At 50.7% G+C, this 16912-nt stretch carries 14 protein-coding genes; 8 read left to right on the top strand and 6 right to left on the bottom strand.

What is annotated here, in order from left to right:
• The first annotated feature begins 29 nt into the window (after positions 1-29).
• From CEK71_RS02415 to CEK71_RS02425, 3 genes are all read left to right on the top strand, one after another.
• The gene (locus tag CEK71_RS02415; RefSeq protein ID WP_088617891.1) at positions 30-830 is read left to right on the top strand and encodes a DODA-type extradiol aromatic ring-opening family dioxygenase; all 801 of its coding nucleotides are present in this window, start codon (positions 30-32) and stop codon (positions 828-830) included.
• Positions 831-1216: 386 nt separating this feature from the next.
• Positions 1217-1999, top strand: a complete 783-nt coding sequence (locus CEK71_RS02420; protein WP_198328437.1) for an MlaA family lipoprotein — start codon at positions 1217-1219, stop codon at positions 1997-1999.
• Positions 2000-2110: 111 nt separating this feature from the next.
• Entirely contained in the window at positions 2111-2911 is an 801-nt protein-coding gene (locus tag CEK71_RS02425) for a sulfotransferase family 2 domain-containing protein (protein ID WP_088617892.1), read from the top strand.
• Positions 2912-2942: 31 nt separating this feature from the next.
• Here the strand turns inward: CEK71_RS02425 and recQ are convergent, their stop codons facing one another.
• Positions 2943-5072 (bottom strand): DNA helicase RecQ, encoded by a 2130-nt coding sequence (gene recQ / locus CEK71_RS02430; RefSeq protein WP_088617893.1) that lies wholly within the window; start codon positions 5070-5072, stop codon positions 2943-2945.
• A 202-nt stretch (positions 5073-5274) separates the two neighbouring features.
• On the opposite strand from recQ, the gene CEK71_RS02435 reads away from it, so the two are divergent.
• Positions 5275-6168: a DNA/RNA non-specific endonuclease gene (locus CEK71_RS02435; protein ID WP_088617894.1), complete on the top strand. Its 894-nt coding sequence runs from the start codon at positions 5275-5277 to the stop codon at positions 6166-6168.
• 15 nt (positions 6169-6183) lie between these two features.
• On the opposite strand, the gene CEK71_RS23850 is transcribed toward CEK71_RS02435, so the two are convergent.
• A complete protein-coding gene (locus CEK71_RS23850; protein ID WP_088617895.1) occupies positions 6184-7986 on the bottom strand; it encodes a calcium-binding protein in 1803 nt (600 codons plus the stop codon).
• Positions 7987-8154: 168 nt separating this feature from the next.
• Between CEK71_RS23850 and CEK71_RS02445 the strand changes: the two genes are divergently transcribed.
• Positions 8155-9171, top strand: coding sequence for a Gfo/Idh/MocA family protein (locus CEK71_RS02445; protein WP_088617896.1), 1017 nt, complete (start codon positions 8155-8157; stop codon positions 9169-9171).
• 127 nt (positions 9172-9298) lie between these two features.
• On the opposite strand, the gene CEK71_RS02450 is transcribed toward CEK71_RS02445, so the two are convergent.
• Positions 9299-9907: a Uma2 family endonuclease gene (locus CEK71_RS02450; protein ID WP_088617897.1), complete on the bottom strand. Its 609-nt coding sequence runs from the start codon at positions 9905-9907 to the stop codon at positions 9299-9301.
• Positions 9908-10103: 196 nt separating this feature from the next.
• On the opposite strand from CEK71_RS02450, the gene CEK71_RS02455 reads away from it, so the two are divergent.
• The 3 genes from CEK71_RS02455 to CEK71_RS02465 all read left to right on the top strand — a co-directional run bounded on the left by CEK71_RS02455 (position 10104) and on the right by CEK71_RS02465 (position 12772).
• On the top strand, positions 10104-11285 hold the full coding sequence (locus CEK71_RS02455; protein ID WP_088617898.1) for an O-succinylhomoserine sulfhydrylase: 1182 nt from the start codon (positions 10104-10106) through the stop codon (positions 11283-11285).
• A 66-nt stretch (positions 11286-11351) separates the two neighbouring features.
• Complete coding sequence (locus CEK71_RS02460) at positions 11352-12392, top strand: DUF2971 domain-containing protein (RefSeq protein ID WP_157678933.1); 1041 nt, start codon at positions 11352-11354, stop codon at positions 12390-12392.
• A 17-nt stretch (positions 12393-12409) separates the two neighbouring features.
• Positions 12410-12772, top strand: coding sequence for a Crp/Fnr family transcriptional regulator (locus CEK71_RS02465; protein ID WP_088617900.1), 363 nt, complete (start codon positions 12410-12412; stop codon positions 12770-12772).
• A 55-nt stretch (positions 12773-12827) separates the two neighbouring features.
• On the opposite strand, the gene CEK71_RS02470 is transcribed toward CEK71_RS02465, so the two are convergent.
• The 3 genes from CEK71_RS02470 to CEK71_RS02480 form a co-directional block, all read right to left on the bottom strand.
• Positions 12828-14480 carry a SulP family inorganic anion transporter gene (locus CEK71_RS02470; RefSeq protein WP_157678935.1) on the bottom strand — a complete coding sequence of 551 codons (1653 nt, stop codon included), beginning with the start codon at positions 14478-14480 and terminating at the stop codon, positions 12828-12830.
• A 6-nt stretch (positions 14481-14486) separates the two neighbouring features.
• On the bottom strand, positions 14487-14873 hold the full coding sequence (locus CEK71_RS02475) for a hypothetical protein (RefSeq protein WP_088617902.1): 387 nt from the start codon (positions 14871-14873) through the stop codon (positions 14487-14489).
• Positions 14874-15017: 144 nt separating this feature from the next.
• A complete protein-coding gene (locus CEK71_RS02480) occupies positions 15018-16910 on the bottom strand; it encodes an XrtA/PEP-CTERM system amidotransferase (protein ID WP_088617903.1) in 1893 nt (630 codons plus the stop codon).
• Between the last annotated feature and the right edge of the window lie 2 nt (positions 16911-16912).

Raw genomic sequence — 16912 nt, forward strand, 5'->3', positions numbered from 1 at the left:
AACTACCTTGATAAATTGGACATCTCCTCATGATAACTCCCTTAGCCCCCGTCCTCTTCCTCTCCCATGGCGGCGGCCCGTTGCCCCTGTTAGGCGATGCCAACCATAAAGACTTGGTGGATTTTTTCCATACCATCCCCGCCCTACTGGGCAAACCCGCCGCTATCTTAGTGATTAGCGCCCACTGGGAAGCCCGGTTGCCGACCGTCACCAGCGGGGCAACCCCCGCCTTGATTTATGATTATTATGGCTTCCCTCAAGAAGCCTACCACATCCGCTATCCTGCCCCCGGCCAACCGCTGTTGGCGGAACGGATTGTCCGGCTCTTGGCCCGACAAGGCATTGCAGCGCAAGCCGATGCCCAACGCGGTTTCGACCATGGTTTATTTGTCCCGTTAAAAATCATGTATCCAGAAGCGGACATCCCTTGCCTGCAATTGTCACTGGTCAGCAGCTTAGAGCCCAAAGAACATATCCAGATAGGTAAAGCCTTAGCGGACTTAAGAAAAGACAATGTCCTGATTATCGGCTCAGGATTTAGCTTCCATAACCTTAAGGCATTTTTTGCACCCCCCACCGAAACCAGCCAAACCTTGAACCAAGACTTTGAAAATTGGCTAATTGACACCTGTACCAATAACCAACTTAACGAAACTGAGCGCGAACAACGTCTAATCCATTGGCAACAAGCCCCTGCCGCCCGTTATTGCCATCCCCGTGAAGAACACCTGTTGCCTCTACAAGTTTGTTACGGGGCGGCGGGCAGTTTCGCCAGAAAAGCCTTTGAGTTTTCCGTGTTGGGAAAAAAAGCCAGCGCTTATTTGTGGTAATGGCTTTACAGCCGCCATGCCGATATGGCTTTTGCACGCCCCAAAAACCAAAATAAAAATTCCCCCAACCACCATTTAATGCTAATATTTTACCGAACGTTCGTTAGGATTATAAACAAATGACCGTCAAAGAACAAGCGTCAGCGCAGCAATTGACGGGTACTATGGACAAACATCCGCCGTCCCTACCGTCTTGCACCGGAAGCCACCCTACCTTCCCACGCGCATGCTCATACGGGGCAAAAAAGCCTGCCTGCCTGCCCATAGCGTGGGCTAACTACGGGTGTTAGCAGGTATAATAAGCGGCATTATTGCAGAAAACTTTCTCATTATCGAAAATAATGCCAAAATGTCCGCAAAGTTAAATAAATAGCACGGGAACCTTCATGAATCTACAAAAAAGCGTCTTTAACCCCCGCTTGCTGGGCGGTTTGCTTATGGCAACACTGCTGAGCGCTTGTGCCTCCAACAGTAACAGTAACGACCCCTGGCAAGGCTGGAACCACGGCGTGCAAACGTTTAACGATACTTTGGATAAAAATGTGGTAAAACCGCTGGCACAAGGCTACCAATGGATAACCCCTGATGTGGTCGACCAAAGCATCACAAACGCGTTTAGCAACGTTAATGATGTCGGCGTCATCATCAATGATTTTCTGCAATTAAAATGGCGGCAAGGCAGCATGGATGTGGGCCGTCTGGTGGTGAACTCGACGATGGGTATGGGCGGGCTTTTTGATGTCGGCGCCGCCATGAACCTGCCGAAACATCAGGAAGATTTTGGCCAAACTTTAGCGGTCTGGGGCGTACCTTCTGGCCCTTATTTAGTGTTGCCCATTTATGGCCCCAACTCGCCTAGAGATACGCTGGGGCTGATTGGCGATGCCATGTTTAACCCGTTGACGTATGTGTCTATTTTCGGCACCTCCGATGCGACTTACTCGACAATGGGGGCACGGTTTGTTGAGGTCATAGACAAACGCGCCCAATTGTTATCCACCGAAAAAGTGGTTAATGAAGCGTCTGGGCAAGACCGCTACGAGTTTATGAAAAACGCTTACCAACAGCGCCGCGATTATCTGATTAAGGATGGCAACACCGATGCCAGTGATTTGGACAAAGAACTGGATTCGTTGGATAGCGACAAGCCTGCCGAGCAAAAACCCTAGCCTATAAGCTAAGCCGTTGGCTTGCCCGTTTTCAAACAGGTAAGCCAACGTGTGCCGTTCGTATTTCAGCCAAAATTTTACCCACGGACTCCCCTTTCCCTAGGTGCCGCCATGAAAAAACGTCAACTGAATTATTCTGCCGATTCTTATGCCTATCTGCCGAACAACAGCGCACATCGGTTTGCCCAAGCTTTCGCCTTACGCATTTACCGCAGCAACAGCATTTACAGCTTTATCCCCAAGAACGCCTGTTCAACCATGCGGGTATCCTTAGCGATGGCGAACGGCTGTATTAGCAGCACCGCAGATTTTAACTGGATACATTGTAATAACGACACCTTTAGGGCAGACCTTGCCAGTCTGATCCAAGCCGATTATACCTTTGTGATTTTGCGCTGCCCGTTCGCCAGAATAGCCAGCGCTTATCTGGATAAAATAGTCGATACCACAGGCGTGGCCTGGGAATTGTACGATGCGGTACAGCGGCAGATAGACATTCAGGACATGAGCTTCCGGCTATTCGTCAACACCATCACTAAACCCGCTATCTTACGCGCTAATATCCATTGGCAACCGCAAGTGGATTTTTTAGTCTATAAAGACTATGACGATTATTTCAATCTGGAAACTTTTGCAGCCGCCCAAAGCATTATCAGCGAAAAAGCCCAGATCGACATTATTGATGCCAGAGGCCTCACCCGCCATGGCATAGAGCGCTTTGAGCTTATCAGTAACGACACTTACGCCGATTACCTACCCGATGCCATCCGTACCCTAAAAAAAGCCGGACAAGCCCCTAAACCCTCCACCCTTTACGACGACGAACTGATCGCCAAAATCAGCAAAGCCTTCAAGAAAGACATTGCCTTGTACAAATCGTTGTTTGGCACAAAAAACTTGATGTTTTCGTAAACGCAACAACATTTGCCACCCTTACCTTACATCACCCTACCCTATGCCATAAAGCCGCGCGTATGCAACGCAACACCTCATAAGAATACTGTCCGGCAAACTGGTCAAAAATCGGTTTCAGGGCATTTTTCTGCTCTTCGGGCAAATCCAGCAACGCCACTTCAATGGTTTTTAGCTCTGCTTCCGGCAAATCCACGACATCGCTGAGCAACACCATCCCCTGCTCCAAAGCTTGTGCCATGTGCGCATAAATGGTGTTTTCCCGCAAACTGCGTTTTTGGGCGGTTTGCGAAACGCTAAACCCCAAGCGGATCAGTTTGACCGATTCGCTGACCGTATCGGAAGCGTCATCTGCGGCATCCCTAAAGCGTTGCAGCACCTCTAAAAACTGCTCGCCGTATTGCTCCAACTTACGGGTCCCGATGCCGGATATTCTTGCCATGTCGCGTAAATTGGCAGGCTTGGCCTCCATCATCGCCATTAAAGTGGCATCATGAAAAATCACATAAGGCGGCACATCTTGGGCATCGGCAATTTGTTTGCGCTTGGCGCGTAAGGCATCCCACAAATCGCTCATCCCCCCCGTCGTCTGACCGGATTTAGTGGCCTTGATTTTCTCCGGCTTAACATCTTTGCGCAGCATTAACTGCTGTTCGCCGCGCAAAATCGGGCGGCAGGTATCGGTCAATTGCAACGCACCGTAACCGTCGAAATCGACGCTGACCAAGCCCCGCGCGACCAATTGCCGGAACACCGAATGCCATTGCTGCTCATCCAACGCCTTACCGATACCATAAGTGGACAATTGCTGATGGCCAAATTGGCTGATCCGAGCCGTTTGCTTACCTAACAGCACATCAATCAAATACGCCACCCCAAAGCGTTGCTGGGTGCGGTATATGCACGATAAGGCCTGCTGTGCCGCCAAGGTGCCGTCCCAGGTTTGCACGGGTTCCATACAAGTGTCGCAATTGCCGCACGGCTGTTCCAATTGGTCGCCAAAATAGCTTAACAGGCTTTGCCGCCGGCAATGCACCTGCTCGCATAAAGCCAGCATGGCATCAAGCTTATGGTATTCAAGCCGCTTATGCGCCTCATCGGACTGCGATTCGGCCAGCATTTTCCGCAAAGTAATCACATCTTGCAAACCATAAGCCATCCACGCATTCGCCGCCAAGCCGTCACGACCCGCCCTGCCCGTCTCCTGATAATACGCCTCAACGCTTTTAGGCAAATCCAAATGCGCGACAAAGCGCACGTTCGGCTTATCTATGCCCATACCAAAAGCAATAGTTGCGACAATCACCAAGCCTTCCTGCATCAAAAACCGGTGCTGGTTCTGGTAACGTACGTCCGCACTTAAACCGGCATGATAAGGCAAGGCATTAACGCCCTTGCTGCTTAGCCAGATTGCCGTCTCTTCGACTTTTTTTCTCGACAGACAATAAACAATCCCCGCATCCCCGGCATGTTCAGCGCGGATAAACGTCAACAATTGCTGGCGGGCATTTTGTTTTTGGACAATACGGTAGCAAATATTCGGACGGTCAAAACCGCTTTGGAATAACGGCGCATGGCCTAAACCCAAACGTAAGACAATTTCTTCACGGGTACGCTCATCGGCGGTGGCCGTTAAGGCTATGCGCGGAATATCAGGGAAACGCTCATGCAACATGGACAGTTGCAGATAATCGGCACGGAAATCATGCCCCCATTGCGAGACGCAATGGGCTTCGTCAATGGCAAACAACGCGATTTTGATCTTACCGAACAAACTACGGGTATATTCCGAGGCCAGCCGCTCCGGCGCGACATAAAGCAAATCCAACTCGCCATTGAGCAATTGCTGCTCGATGCGCCGGGCTTCTTGCTGCGCTAAGGTCGAATTAAGAAACGCCGCTTTTACGCCCAATTGCAACAAGGCACTGACCTGATCCTGCATCAGCGCAATCAGTGGCGATACGACAATACCCACGCCCGGCCTAAGCAAGGCAGGAATCTGGTAACATAAGGATTTGCCGCCACCCGTCGGCATCAGCACCAAAGCGTCTTGCCCCGCCAACAGATGGTCAATGACCGCCTGTTGCTGACCACGGAAACCGTCATAACCAAACACCGTTTTCAAAACGTGGAGCGGCGTATTTTGTGCGTTGCTAGCCATGTTATCTTCAGTTTAAACAAGAAAGGCGATAGGCGGCCAAACCGTCTACAGCGGTTAAAAATGCCACAATTTTAACACAGTGCGCCCAGAGTGAACGGCCAGAGAGGCTAAACGGACAAGATAAAGGGCTTTCAATAGCTGCCATTGCTTGGCAAAATACCCCGCCGAGCGATTCCCCCGGGCTCACCTATTTTTACTACCCATGAGCAAACAATCTTCTTTCAACAGCTTCAAACATCTTTTCACCCTCATGCGCCTGATTTACCGCCATCCCTCGCTGTTGCTATTAGGATTGCTGCTCGGCGCGGGCGATTATGGCTACGAAGTAAAAATAGCCCGCCCCGCGATGCTATACCAAGGCGAACCCCGCCCCGTCGCCGGACACAACATCGATACTTGGTTTCGGGTCTTACGCAACCACGGCTTTATCTTGGGCTATTCTGACTGGCGCGGCAATCCGTTATGGGTAGAATATGCCCTAACCCCAGTTCCCGAACACGCCCCGTCATTAAAACGCCCCAACCGCTTTAGCACCGACTGGCGTAGCCTTAACCGCCTAGATCATGACAGTTACCAAAAAAGCGGCTATGACCGCGGCCACATGGCCCCCAATTATGCGATGGGACATCTCTATGGCAAACAAGGCCAAGCCGATAGCTTTCTGATGACCAACGTCACGCCGCAGAAAGCGCATTTAAACCAAAAAGTGTGGGAACGCCTGGAAGAAGCAGAAATTGACACCTTTGCGCCCCTGTTCGGCAAAATCTGGGTAGTGACCGGCCCTGTTTTTAGCGGTTCGGTAGAGCGGCTCAGCTCGGATTGGAAAGTCGAAATTCCCGATGCGTTTTTTAAGCTCTATATCACCGCCGCCAAACCGCCCGAAAAACCGCGGGTACTGGCGTTCTTAGTGCCGCAGACCGTCCAAGGCCATGAGCCGCTGGCGCAATTTGTCACCACCATCGATGCCATAGAAGCACAAACCGGATTAGATTTTTTCGCCGATTTAGACGATACCGTGGAGAATGCCCTAGAAGCCAGCCAAGACGGGCAGCCTTGGCATTTACAGGCGGTCAGCCAATTGCCTGCGCGGTATTAACGCCCAAACAACGGGCTAGACAACCATAAAATCTGCCGCACTGACATCCAAGCCCCTACCGATCAAGGCAACCAGCACGGCAGCGCCCACACCGCTGCCGTCCGCATCATAAAATACCCCGCCCGAAATAATGTTGTAAAGGATATGGTCATTACTGTCCACCACGTTACCGATTCCAATAACCTTAAAAGTGGTGTTCGCTAAATGGCCGATGGTTAGCTCGGTAAAAATACGGTGGTCGAGTTGGATGCTGTCATTAGGCACGGAAAAATCGGTGATAATATCCCGATTAGCCGAACTTAAGGCCGTATCGAACAAAAAGCTGTCTTGCCCAAGCCCCCCCGTCAGCACATCAACACCTAAGCCACCGTCCAGCACATCATTACCCGCCCCGCCGTATAAATCATTATTGGCGGCATTCCCTGTCAGGGTATCGTCATAAGCACTGCCATTCACCTCTTCGATATGACTGAGCGTATCCCAACCGGCACCGCCTGTGTTTTGGCTAGCCGTTAACGCAAGGTCAACCGTCACCCCTGCGGTGGCCGTATAGTATTGCGCGACATCAAAGCCTGCACCGCCATTCAAAACATCGTCACCCAAACCGCCTATCAGGCTATCGTTGCCGTCACCGCCATAGAGCTGGTCGTCACCCACATCCCCAGACAGGATGTTATTGCCGGCATCACCCGTTAAGGTATCGTTAAAAAAACTGCCATTGATATTTTCTATAGCCAGCAAGGTATCACTACCCGCCCCGCCCGTCTCTTGTTGGGAGGTCAAGCTCAGATTAACCGTCACCCCTGCCGTGGCCGTTCCGTACAACACGGTATCCACCCCATTGCCGCCGTTCAAAACATCATTACCTAAACTCCCCGTTAAAATATCATCCCCAGCTCCGCCACTCAGGGTATCGTTACCCGCACCGCCGAGCAGGATATTGTTAGCGGCAGTGCCGATTAAGGTATCGTTGTAAGGGCTTCCGTTGATATTTTCTATGGCCAATAAGGTATCTTTACCCCCGCCTACCGTATTTTGCTGAACGGTCAGGTTTAAATTAACAAATACCCCGGTCATGGCACTGCCATACAAAACAGTGTCTACGCCATCGCCGCCATCCAATACATCATCACCCGCGCCACCGTTTAAGACATCATTACCGTCGCCGCCATACAGCGTGTCGTTACCGCCCAAACCAGACAGCACATCATTACCCGCCAAACCGTAAATAATATCGTGGCTATTTTTCACCAAGGCATCGCCAGCTAATATATCACCGCCATTCGTGCCGGTCATTGCCCCTGAAATATGCCCTATCGAACCTGGAGCCGACAAAGCAACGCCGTTTAAACGGATAGCGGCAACCTGCAAAGCCGAATTGAGCGTAATATCGGTCTTATTAACCACCCCTAAGCCAACGGTAAACGTTCCGTTTTGGGTAAAGGTATAAGTATAAGACTGATAACCGACAAAGACCGTAGAAAAGGTATCGGCAATCACTTGGGTGTCGGTAAAACCCGCCGCCGCCACCGACAGGAAGGCGGTATCATTATAGCGGCTAGCCTGGAAAGCCTCATTGGTCTGAAAATCATAAGATACCACCAACTGGTCGCCCACTTTGGCGGTAACGCTATAAGCGACCGCCGAACCATTGGTGGCATTACCTTTTACCAACGCATCTAACGTCTTTGGGGCCAAGCCCAAAAACGCCTCAAGCTTAGCATCAGTAACTGACCCTGGGCTGTTATTAACGGAATAAGGCAATTCTAACGAGAGTGCCAGCGCAGTAAATTTGGCGGCATTATTGACTTGTGACATAGTAGGGACTCTATAAAGGGTTACAGAAGATAATAGCAGACCGGATGCAGCCTAACATAGTTGCTTAGGGCTTCCATGCAAATAAAGTCTTCGCCATAATAGCCAATAACTTTTTTATAATAATAACATACAAAAAACCACCCATCACAGTACATAAGGATAAGCACCATGCCAACCACCACCCATAAACTCCGCTGGGGCATTTTAGGGGCCGCCAGAATCAACGAACGCTTATTGCCCGCGATTGTCCAAGCCGACAATGCCGAACTGGTCGCCATTGCCAGCCGCCGCCCTGGCGCCGCCGCCGAAACCCTCAACCGTTTCGCGCCTTGCTACCCCGGCGTAACCGTCTATGACGCACCCGAAGACCTGCTCAATGATCCTAACGTGCAAGCCGTGTATATTCCCTTAGCCAACCACGAACACGCCCAATCGACGTTACGCGCCATCGGCCACGGCAAACATGTCTTATGCGAAAAACCCCTGGCGTTGAGCGTCAGTGACATCCACGCCATACAAGCCGCCGCCCACCAACATCAGGTCATGGTCATGGAAGGCTTTATGTACCAATTCCACCCACAACATGCAAGGGTGCAGGAGTTGGTACAATCAGAGTTGTTGGGCGACATTCGCTCGGTGCGGGCTACTTTTTCCTTCATGATGCGCCCAGAACGCATGTACCGCCTAGAAGCACCCATCGCCCAAGGCGGCGGGGCGATGTGGGATATTGGCTGTTACGCCATCCATACCGTGCGCAGCTTGTTCGGGCAAGACCCCATTGCCGTCACCGCCCTACACCAAACGCTAGATAGCGGCGCGGACATTGCCGCCAGCGGGGTATTGGATTTTGGTGACGGTAAGTTCGGCCAATTCGATTTCAGCTTCGCCCGCGCCCGCCGTAGCGAATACGAAATTATCGGCACAAAAGGCGGCTTAAAATGCCATGTCGTTTGGCAACTGCCGGGCGACGTGCCAGTATTGACCTGGTGGACAGACGACGGGCGGCAAACCGAAGAACGCCTGCCCGCCGCCAACCATTTCCGCTTGGAAGTCGAGCATTTCAGCCACTGCGTATTATCGGGAACAGCGCCTAAATTGTCCTTAGATGACGCGCACGGTAACTGCCGGACGATAGTCGCGGCCTTGCAATCGGCGGCGGAAGGTAGAAAGGTTAGCTTAACTTAGGAATGGACAGAAAATAATTCAAGCAAACAAAAAAGCTGCTTGGCTTGGAGCGCGGGCATCTTGCCCACAAAGGCGGGCAAGATGCCCGCGCTCCAAAGAGGCAGATGCCGGAAGATTCACAAAAGCATCACGCCTTAACTTCAACAATCCCCTCGCGCCTAAACTCCTCCATATCCTGATTATTGACACGGTCATAAATATCCGCCACCGCCAGCGTCAGGTCTAAGGCTGCCAAGGTCACGCTATCGCCTAAGTAAAAATATTCCGATTGCCAATGGTTCACCCGGCGCAACACTTGTACGGAGACAAAATCCGGTTCTATCAACATATATTCCTGTAAGGACGGCAGGTTGATATAGCGGATCAGTTTGGTGGTGGTGTCGGTTTTGCGGGTGGATTTGGACAGCACCTCAACGATCACGATAGGCGCAGTGGCAAAATAATCATCCCCGCCCATTTTACTGCAATCCACCACCACATCGGGGTAAACATAATCCCTACCCAAGCGCACTTTCATAGCGGCAACAAATGTCGCACAAGGCGTACCCTTTAGATGATCCCCAAAAAAAGACGATATATTTACGGTAATACAATTATGATTATAGCCAGACCCCGCCATTGCATAGACCACACCGTCAATAAACTCATGCCGGGTATCGGCAAGTTGTTCGGCGTGTAAATAATCGGCTTCCGTCACCCTAGGTATCGGTATCGGCGTTTGTCGTACTTGCGACATAAAAACACTCCCCTAAAATAAGTCGGCTATAAACATTGTCAGGAAAAATGCCAAAAAAAACAAGGCTAAGCCACCGCCAAACCCAACAAAAGCCCAAGCCTTAGCAACCACGGCCAGCCCTCGCCACAGCGATTCGCCGCCCGTTTGGCAAATCAGTGGTAAAATCTGCCGATTTTCCACCCTATCCCGAACAATTATGAACGATATTGACTGGAACGACTATTCCATAGAAACCCAAGCCATTAGGGCCGGCCATCACCGCACCGCCGAAGATGAGCATAGCATTGCGATTTTCCCCACCTCCAGCTATGTGTTTGCCAGTGCCGAAGAAGCCTCTTTGCGCTTTACCGGCAAAAAGCCCGGCAATATCTACTCGCGCTTTACCAACCCCACCGTTAACGCCTTCCAACAACGTTTGGCGTTAATGGAACAAGGTGAACGTTGCCTAGCGTTTGCCTCCGGCATGGCGGCGATTATGGCAGTGGGAATGAGCTTGCTGAAAAGTGGCGACCATATCCTCTGCTCGCGCGGCGTATTTGGCAATACCGTGCTAATGTTTGAAAATTATTTCGGCAAGTTTGGGGTCAGTTGCGATTTTGTCGATTTGACCGACACGGCGGCGTGGGCTGCGGCGCTTAAGCCTAACACCCGGTTTTTATTTTTGGAAACACCCTCTAACCCCTTAACCGGAATTGCCGACATTACCGAACTGGCCGAACTGGCGCACCAAAACGGTAGCTTGCTGGTAGTGGACAACTGTTTCTGCACCCCTGCCCTGCAAAGGCCTTTGGCCTTGGGGGCGGATATTGTCGTCCAATCGGCGACCAAATACATCGACGGCCAAGGCCGCTGTGTCGGCGGCGCGGTCATCGCCAGTGAAGAGATTATCGAAAAGTCCGTCTACCCGTACCTACGGACAGGCGGTGCGACCATGAGCCCGTTTAACGCCTGGGTATTCTTGTCCGGCTTAGAGACCTTAGCTATCCGCATGAAAGCCCATTGCGACAATGCCCTTGCCTTAGCGCAATGGCTGGAACAACAGCCCAGTGTCGCCAAAGTCCACTACCCCGGCTTGCCCTCCCATCCGCAACACGAACTCGCCAAACGCCAGCAAAGCCAGTTCGGCGGCATTGTCAGTTTTGAATTGTCGGGCGGTAAGGAAGCGGCGTGGCGGCTGATAGACGCGACGCAAATGCTCTCCATCACCGCCAATCTGGGCGATGTAAAAACCACCATCACCCATCCGGCCACCACCACCCACGGGCGCTTAAGCCCCGAAGCCCGCGCGGCGGCAGGAATTAAAGACGGCTTAGTGCGGGTTTCGGTCGGCTTGGAAAATATCGGCGATATAAAAAGGGATTTGTTGCGGGGCTTGTAATGCCAGCATAAGTAGATATGCAAACTATTTATAACTATATAATCAATACATTAGTCATGCTCTTATATGCAAGCATCTGAATTAAGCAAGCTTCAATTAAAAACATCACCTGGGCTAGACAAAACCCAAGCACTTTATAGAATTGTCGACTTTTTTGCAGCAGCTGACATAATCCAAAATCAAAGAATCAGACTCTCGCGAGCAGATACGTTCTCTGATCAAAATGAAGGGATTGAAATATTATTAGGCTCATTGGAAGCCACTGCGTTACCCCACATGCAATGCGGAAGCACAGGATGGTCAGATCTTAAGACAGCCCGACAAACACACGCCCATTTACAGCAAAGCCATTATGTAAGCTGTTGGTCAAGTAAAGCCGAATCAGTAGCAATGTGGTCGCTATATTCTCCTGACCATTGCGGAGTACGAATCAAAACCTCAGTACAAGCACTTGAATATGTTTTATTAGATTTTCTGAATCAAAAATCTTTTCTAAATACATCACTAACTGATAGTGACAAGCATATTGTCTTTGCATCAGAAGCAGGTGTGTATCCAGTCTCTTATACATCATTACCTAACCTCTTGAAAAAGATAAACCGAAAAATAAAGGTATTTGAACGCTTTAAGGCACGATATAAACAGTCTAATCCGGAACTACCAGGTTTAACGGAGATTCCTCGCAGATACTATGAACGAGAAAAACAGCGAAACCTGATTTCAAATACCAAAACCTGCCTGATTAAAGATTCGAGCTTCGAACATGAGTATGAAATTAGAGCGTTAGTTAGATTAGCTGAAACAAAATTCGATAAACTTACATTGGAATTAAAAAAAATTGCTGAAGATCCAAAAGATGAAAGACACCACTCTCTAAAAAATCATTTTACCGAATTTTTTGGTTTGGTAAAAATTACGCAGCTACCTCGTTTTGAATTCGCACACTGTTCCGGCGACTTTGTAACTGCGGTAACAATCGATCCTAGATGCCCCTCGCATAAACGCCATTTTATGGAAAAATGGTTTCGCGAAAAAAACATACCAATTGAAGACTCGTATTGCTTTGGATATATACCCGATAGCTTTAGCATATTCCCAAAATCTTAAACAAAAATAAGGTTCCCATGTCATTACCCCCCAACTTCAACATCTTAAACAGCAACAAAGACACCAAACTTTTTGCTGCCGGACAAACGATATTCTCCGCCGGAGAAGTCGGCGAAGAAATGTACTACATCAAATCCGGTGAAGTGGACATCATCTTGGACGGAAAACTGTTAATCACCTTAGGTGCAGGGCATATTTTTGGTGAAATGGCCTTGATTGACGACAAAATCCGCTATGCCAACGCCATTGCCAAAACCGACAGCGAAGTGGTCGCCGTTACGGAAAAATATTTCAACTTCCTTATCCAAGAGCATCCGTATTTCGCTCTAAACGTCATGCGGGTTTTGGCCGACCGTTTGCGCAAACAAACGCATTCCTAAAACCTACCCAAATCGAGGCCAAGCGGTTTAGCAAGCTAAAAGGCCTCGCAAGCTGCTAGCCCACTTGCCCAAAAACCTTAACGGTATATTTTTGGGCAACCACCGCCGCGTCAGCGACGCTCCAAAACAGTTTACCGTGAAATTGCCGCCCCCCCAATTCCAGCAATAACTCCCTGATAGGGTCTTTAACCCGCGCCAACAGGAGCATTTTCTCTTGCTGTTTAAGCGCGTTCGCTAACTCGACCAAGCATTCCGCCGCCGTACTGTCAAGGTCGGCACTTTGTTCAAGGCTGATGATAAGAATCTGCACATCTTGGCGCAGGCTTAACTGCCGATTAATTTCTGCCAATACCCCTTCGACACTGGCAAAAAACAGCGGCTCTTCGGGGCGTAGGATTAACAGCTTAGGATGAGGTTGGGCGGTGGGATGATTTTCCCTGTCGACATAATCATGCGAATGCCCCAGCCCCGCCAATTCACTGACCTTAGCTTGACTGAATGAGCGTATCGCCGAAGCCAGCGATAAGCCAATGGCCGCAAGCATACCGTGCAAAACCCCAAAGGCCAAAACTGCGCCGACTGCCGCCAAGGCCAAGTAGTAGTCACGGCCTAGCCGCCATAAATGGAAGAGGAAATGGGGGTTAACGGCATGGCTTAAGGCATTGATGACCGCCGCTGCGACAATCGGTTCGGGGATTTCGCCTATCCAGATCTGACCAAAAACGACCACCAACAATAGGATAACCGCCGCCATCGCCCCCGCCCATTTGCTGGTTGCCCCCGCCTGTTCGTTAGCGGTGCTGGCGGAAAACCCTGCTCCGACCGGCATCCCTTGCAGTAAGCCCGAAACAAGATTGGCAGCCCCCAGCGCAAACAACTCGCGGTTAGGCTCCACGGTATTGCCGTGACTAAGGGAGATGCTGCGGATACTGCCCCACGATTCGGCAACAATAATCACGAGTAAACCGCAGGCCAATTCCGCCAAATCCAACCATCTGTCCGTAGCTAAATGCGGCCAGGACAAGCCGGGTGGGGTAATACTGACCGCACCGACCACCGCAACCTTAAAATCGGCCAGATTGACCCAATGGCTTAGGGCAATACCGGACAGCAAGACCACAAAAGCCCCCGGCACACTAGGCCAACGCTTTAAAATAGCCAAGAATACCAAAGCCCCGCCACCGACCAACGCGCTCCATAAGCTCCAATGCCCAGCATGGGTGGCCAGATCAATCATAATATGGAAAGGGTTGCTCGCTTGGACGTGTACACCTAACAGAATGGGCAATTGCTTGATGATAATGGTGATTGCCAACGCAAACGAGAAGCCATGCAAGACGGGACGGGAAACGAAAGCCGACAGCCGCCCCAGTTTGGCTTTGGCAAAAGCCAATAAACCGATGCCTGTCAGGATCACCAATGCCACACCAAAAGCGGTAGCAGTAACCGCATCGGGCGGGCGCAAAGACAGCACCACCGCCGCCATCAATGCCGCCGCCGAGGACGTGGGGGCAACAATCGCGTAAGGGCTGCCGCCTAAACAAGCGTAACAACCCAAGCCGACCAATAAGGCCGTGATTGCCTGCTGGATGCCCAAATGGGCAATAGCGGCATAAGCAATAGCTTCGGGCAATAAGATACTGGCGACCGAAAAACCCGCCACCATATCGGCGAGCCATAGCGCGGGTAAACGGGGCGTTAGCTTCACTAGCCGCTAAACCGCAGAGACAATTTTACACAAAATCAAGGCATCCTCGTCGTAGCCGTAAATGGCGCACAGGCGATGGTAGCCATCGGCGATGACCACCTTCGCGCTGCGCGGGTCCCTGACCAACAACAAAGGCGACAAGCCTTTGCCTTTATTGATCTTTTTCTTGTCTTTTTCGACATGCGAGTTGCTGACACCCAATAAGGAAAGCTGCGAGGCGCGAAAAATGTCCTTGGCTTTAAACTCGATAAGCGCGGCGTGTTTTAGCCGGGTAACGATGTCGGCAACCCTATCCGCCTCGTAGATAAGCGTCAGATAAGAAGCCGCCGCCGGATAATCATGCTCTTCGACATCAGACAGCCAGTGGACGAGGGTTTCTTTGGCTTTAGTCATAGCAGCTAGGCGAAACTCATTAAAAGGTTACTGATAAAAACAGTATAGCGCTTTTAAGTGCCGTTGTGGCATTTACCTCATTCCGCCACCCAGCAGAAAAAATTTCGTCGCTTTCAGGGTCATGGCTTACTTATCACCCCGGCCTTAGCCGTTATTGCGTAAAAATGCCTCAAACATCAGCAATGACCAAATCGGGGCGCTGTAATCGCGCAAACCATTTTGATGTTGGCTGACGATATTTTGGAGCATGGCAGGGTCAAATAAACCGCATTGCTGCATGTTTTCGCCTAATAAAGCCGCTTGCACCTTGTCTTTTAACGGCCCTTTAAACCAGGCATTCAGCGGCACACCAAAGCCCATTTTCGGGCGGTACAAAATATCGTCGGGCAGATAATTTTCCAAGGCTTTTTTAAAAATATATTTGCCTTCGCGGCCTTTCAGCTTCAATTCCGGTTGCACACCCGCTAACCATTCCACCAGCTTATGATCCAGCAAAGGCACCCGCACTTCGAGCGCGTGCGCCATGCTGGCGCGGTCAACTTTAGTCAGAATATCACCGGGCAAATAGGTTTTAATATCCAAATATTGCACTTGCGATAAAGGCTGGTCAGTCGGGGCATTGCGCAAATGCTGGCGGAACACGTCAACCGCCTGATAGCCCTGCAATTCGCTTTTCAGTTGCGTACTGAACAGCTTGCCGCGCAATTCGTTGGACATCACCGACACACTATGGAAATAACCTTCGACAGAATCGCGGCCTATCGATTCCAGCGTAGATTTGGCGCGGAAGATTTTCGGTGCCCAATCGGCTTTGGGATAAACGCGGCCTAAGGTGCTAAAGACCGGTTTTCTGATGCTGTCCGGCAACCATGAACGCATTTGCTCTTCATAAGTATGCCAACGGTGGCGGCGGTAGCCGCCCAAATTCTCGTCACCACCGTCACCCGACAACACCACCGTGACTTGTTTTTTCGCCAGCTCACAGACCCGATACGTCGGCAGCGCCGAACTGTCGGCATAAGGCTCGTCATACAGCCCCGCCAGTTGGTCTATTAAGCTGAAATCATCGGGATCAACCTGCTCAACCCGATGCGCGGTGTGGTAGCGTTCGGCAATTTGCGCGGCAAACTTGGCTTCGTTATAAGCCGGGTCGCCAAACGAAATGGAACAGGTATTGACCGGATCAGGCGACAAGCCCGCCATCATCGCCACCACGGCGCTGGAGTCTACCCCGCCGGACAGGAATGCGCCCAGCGGCACGTCGGCAACCATACGGATTTTGACCGCTTCGCGGAAACGCTCAATCAGTTCCGCACCAATATCCTGCTCACTACGCGGCGCGGTATCGACGGCAAATTTCACGTTCCAATACTGGCGCGGGCGGTACTGGCTTTGCCCATGCTTTAAGGTTAGGCAAAATCCCGGCTCCAGTTTATAAACATTTTTATAAATGGTTTTCGGATCGGGTATATAGCCAAAGCCAAAATACTCTTCAATGGCGGTAGGATCGAATTCTTTCGGTAAATCGGGGTGTTCTTTCAGGGCTTTTAACTCAGAAGAAAAAATGAATTGTCCGTTCGGCAACTGCGCATAAAACAGCGGCTTAACACCCAAACGGTCACGCGCCAAAAATAAAGTCTGTTGCGGCCTGTCCCAGATAGCAAAGGCGAACATACCCCGAAAACGGTCGACACAGGCTTCGCCCCACGCTTGCCAGCCATATAAAATCACTTCCGTGTCACAATGGGTCTGGAAGCGGTAGCCTAAGGCTTCCAGCTCTTGGCGCAGTTCCATAAAATTGTAAATTTCGCCGTTAAAGGTCAGCACGACATTATTATCGCGGCTAATCATCGGCTGCTGGCCGCTGCTTAAGTCGATAATGGACAAGCGCCGATGGCCAAACCCTAGCCCAGCCTCAGTGTGGATGCCGCCTTCATTGGGGCCGCGATGAAACTGGGTCTCATTCATCCGTGACAGCAAATCCCGGTTGATGTCGCGCTTGGCTTGCAAATCAAAAATGCCGACAATTCCGCACATAA

The sequence above is a fragment of the Methylovulum psychrotolerans genome, assembly GCF_002209385.1.
GTDB classification, from domain to species: Bacteria; Pseudomonadota; Gammaproteobacteria; order Methylococcales; family Methylomonadaceae; genus Methylovulum; species Methylovulum psychrotolerans.

Excerpts from the sequence above, each read along its gene's own strand:
- CEK71_RS02425 (WP_088617892.1), top strand. The coding sequence starts at position 2,111 with ATGAAAAAACGTCAACTGAATTATTCTGCCGATTCTTATGCCTATCTG.
- CEK71_RS02435 (WP_088617894.1), top strand. The coding sequence starts at position 5,275 with ATGAGCAAACAATCTTCTTTCAACAGCTTCAAACATCTTTTCACCCTC.
- CEK71_RS02480 (WP_088617903.1), bottom strand. The coding sequence starts at position 16,910 with ATGTGCGGAATTGTCGGCATTTTTGATTTGCAAGCCAAGCGCGACATC.
- CEK71_RS02445 (WP_088617896.1), top strand. The coding sequence starts at position 8,155 with ATGCCAACCACCACCCATAAACTCCGCTGGGGCATTTTAGGGGCCGCC.
- CEK71_RS02420 (WP_198328437.1), top strand. The coding sequence starts at position 1,217 with ATGAATCTACAAAAAAGCGTCTTTAACCCCCGCTTGCTGGGCGGTTTG.
- CEK71_RS02415 (WP_088617891.1), top strand. The coding sequence starts at position 30 with ATGATAACTCCCTTAGCCCCCGTCCTCTTCCTCTCCCATGGCGGCGGC.
- recQ (WP_088617893.1), bottom strand. The coding sequence starts at position 5,072 with ATGGCTAGCAACGCACAAAATACGCCGCTCCACGTTTTGAAAACGGTG.
- CEK71_RS02450 (WP_088617897.1), bottom strand. The coding sequence starts at position 9,907 with ATGTCGCAAGTACGACAAACGCCGATACCGATACCTAGGGTGACGGAA.
- CEK71_RS02455 (WP_088617898.1), top strand. The coding sequence starts at position 10,104 with ATGAACGATATTGACTGGAACGACTATTCCATAGAAACCCAAGCCATT.
- CEK71_RS02465 (WP_088617900.1), top strand. The coding sequence starts at position 12,410 with ATGTCATTACCCCCCAACTTCAACATCTTAAACAGCAACAAAGACACC.
- CEK71_RS02460 (WP_157678933.1), top strand. The coding sequence starts at position 11,352 with ATGCAAGCATCTGAATTAAGCAAGCTTCAATTAAAAACATCACCTGGG.
- CEK71_RS02475 (WP_088617902.1), bottom strand. The coding sequence starts at position 14,873 with ATGACTAAAGCCAAAGAAACCCTCGTCCACTGGCTGTCTGATGTCGAA.
- CEK71_RS23850 (WP_088617895.1), bottom strand. The coding sequence starts at position 7,986 with ATGTCACAAGTCAATAATGCCGCCAAATTTACTGCGCTGGCACTCTCG.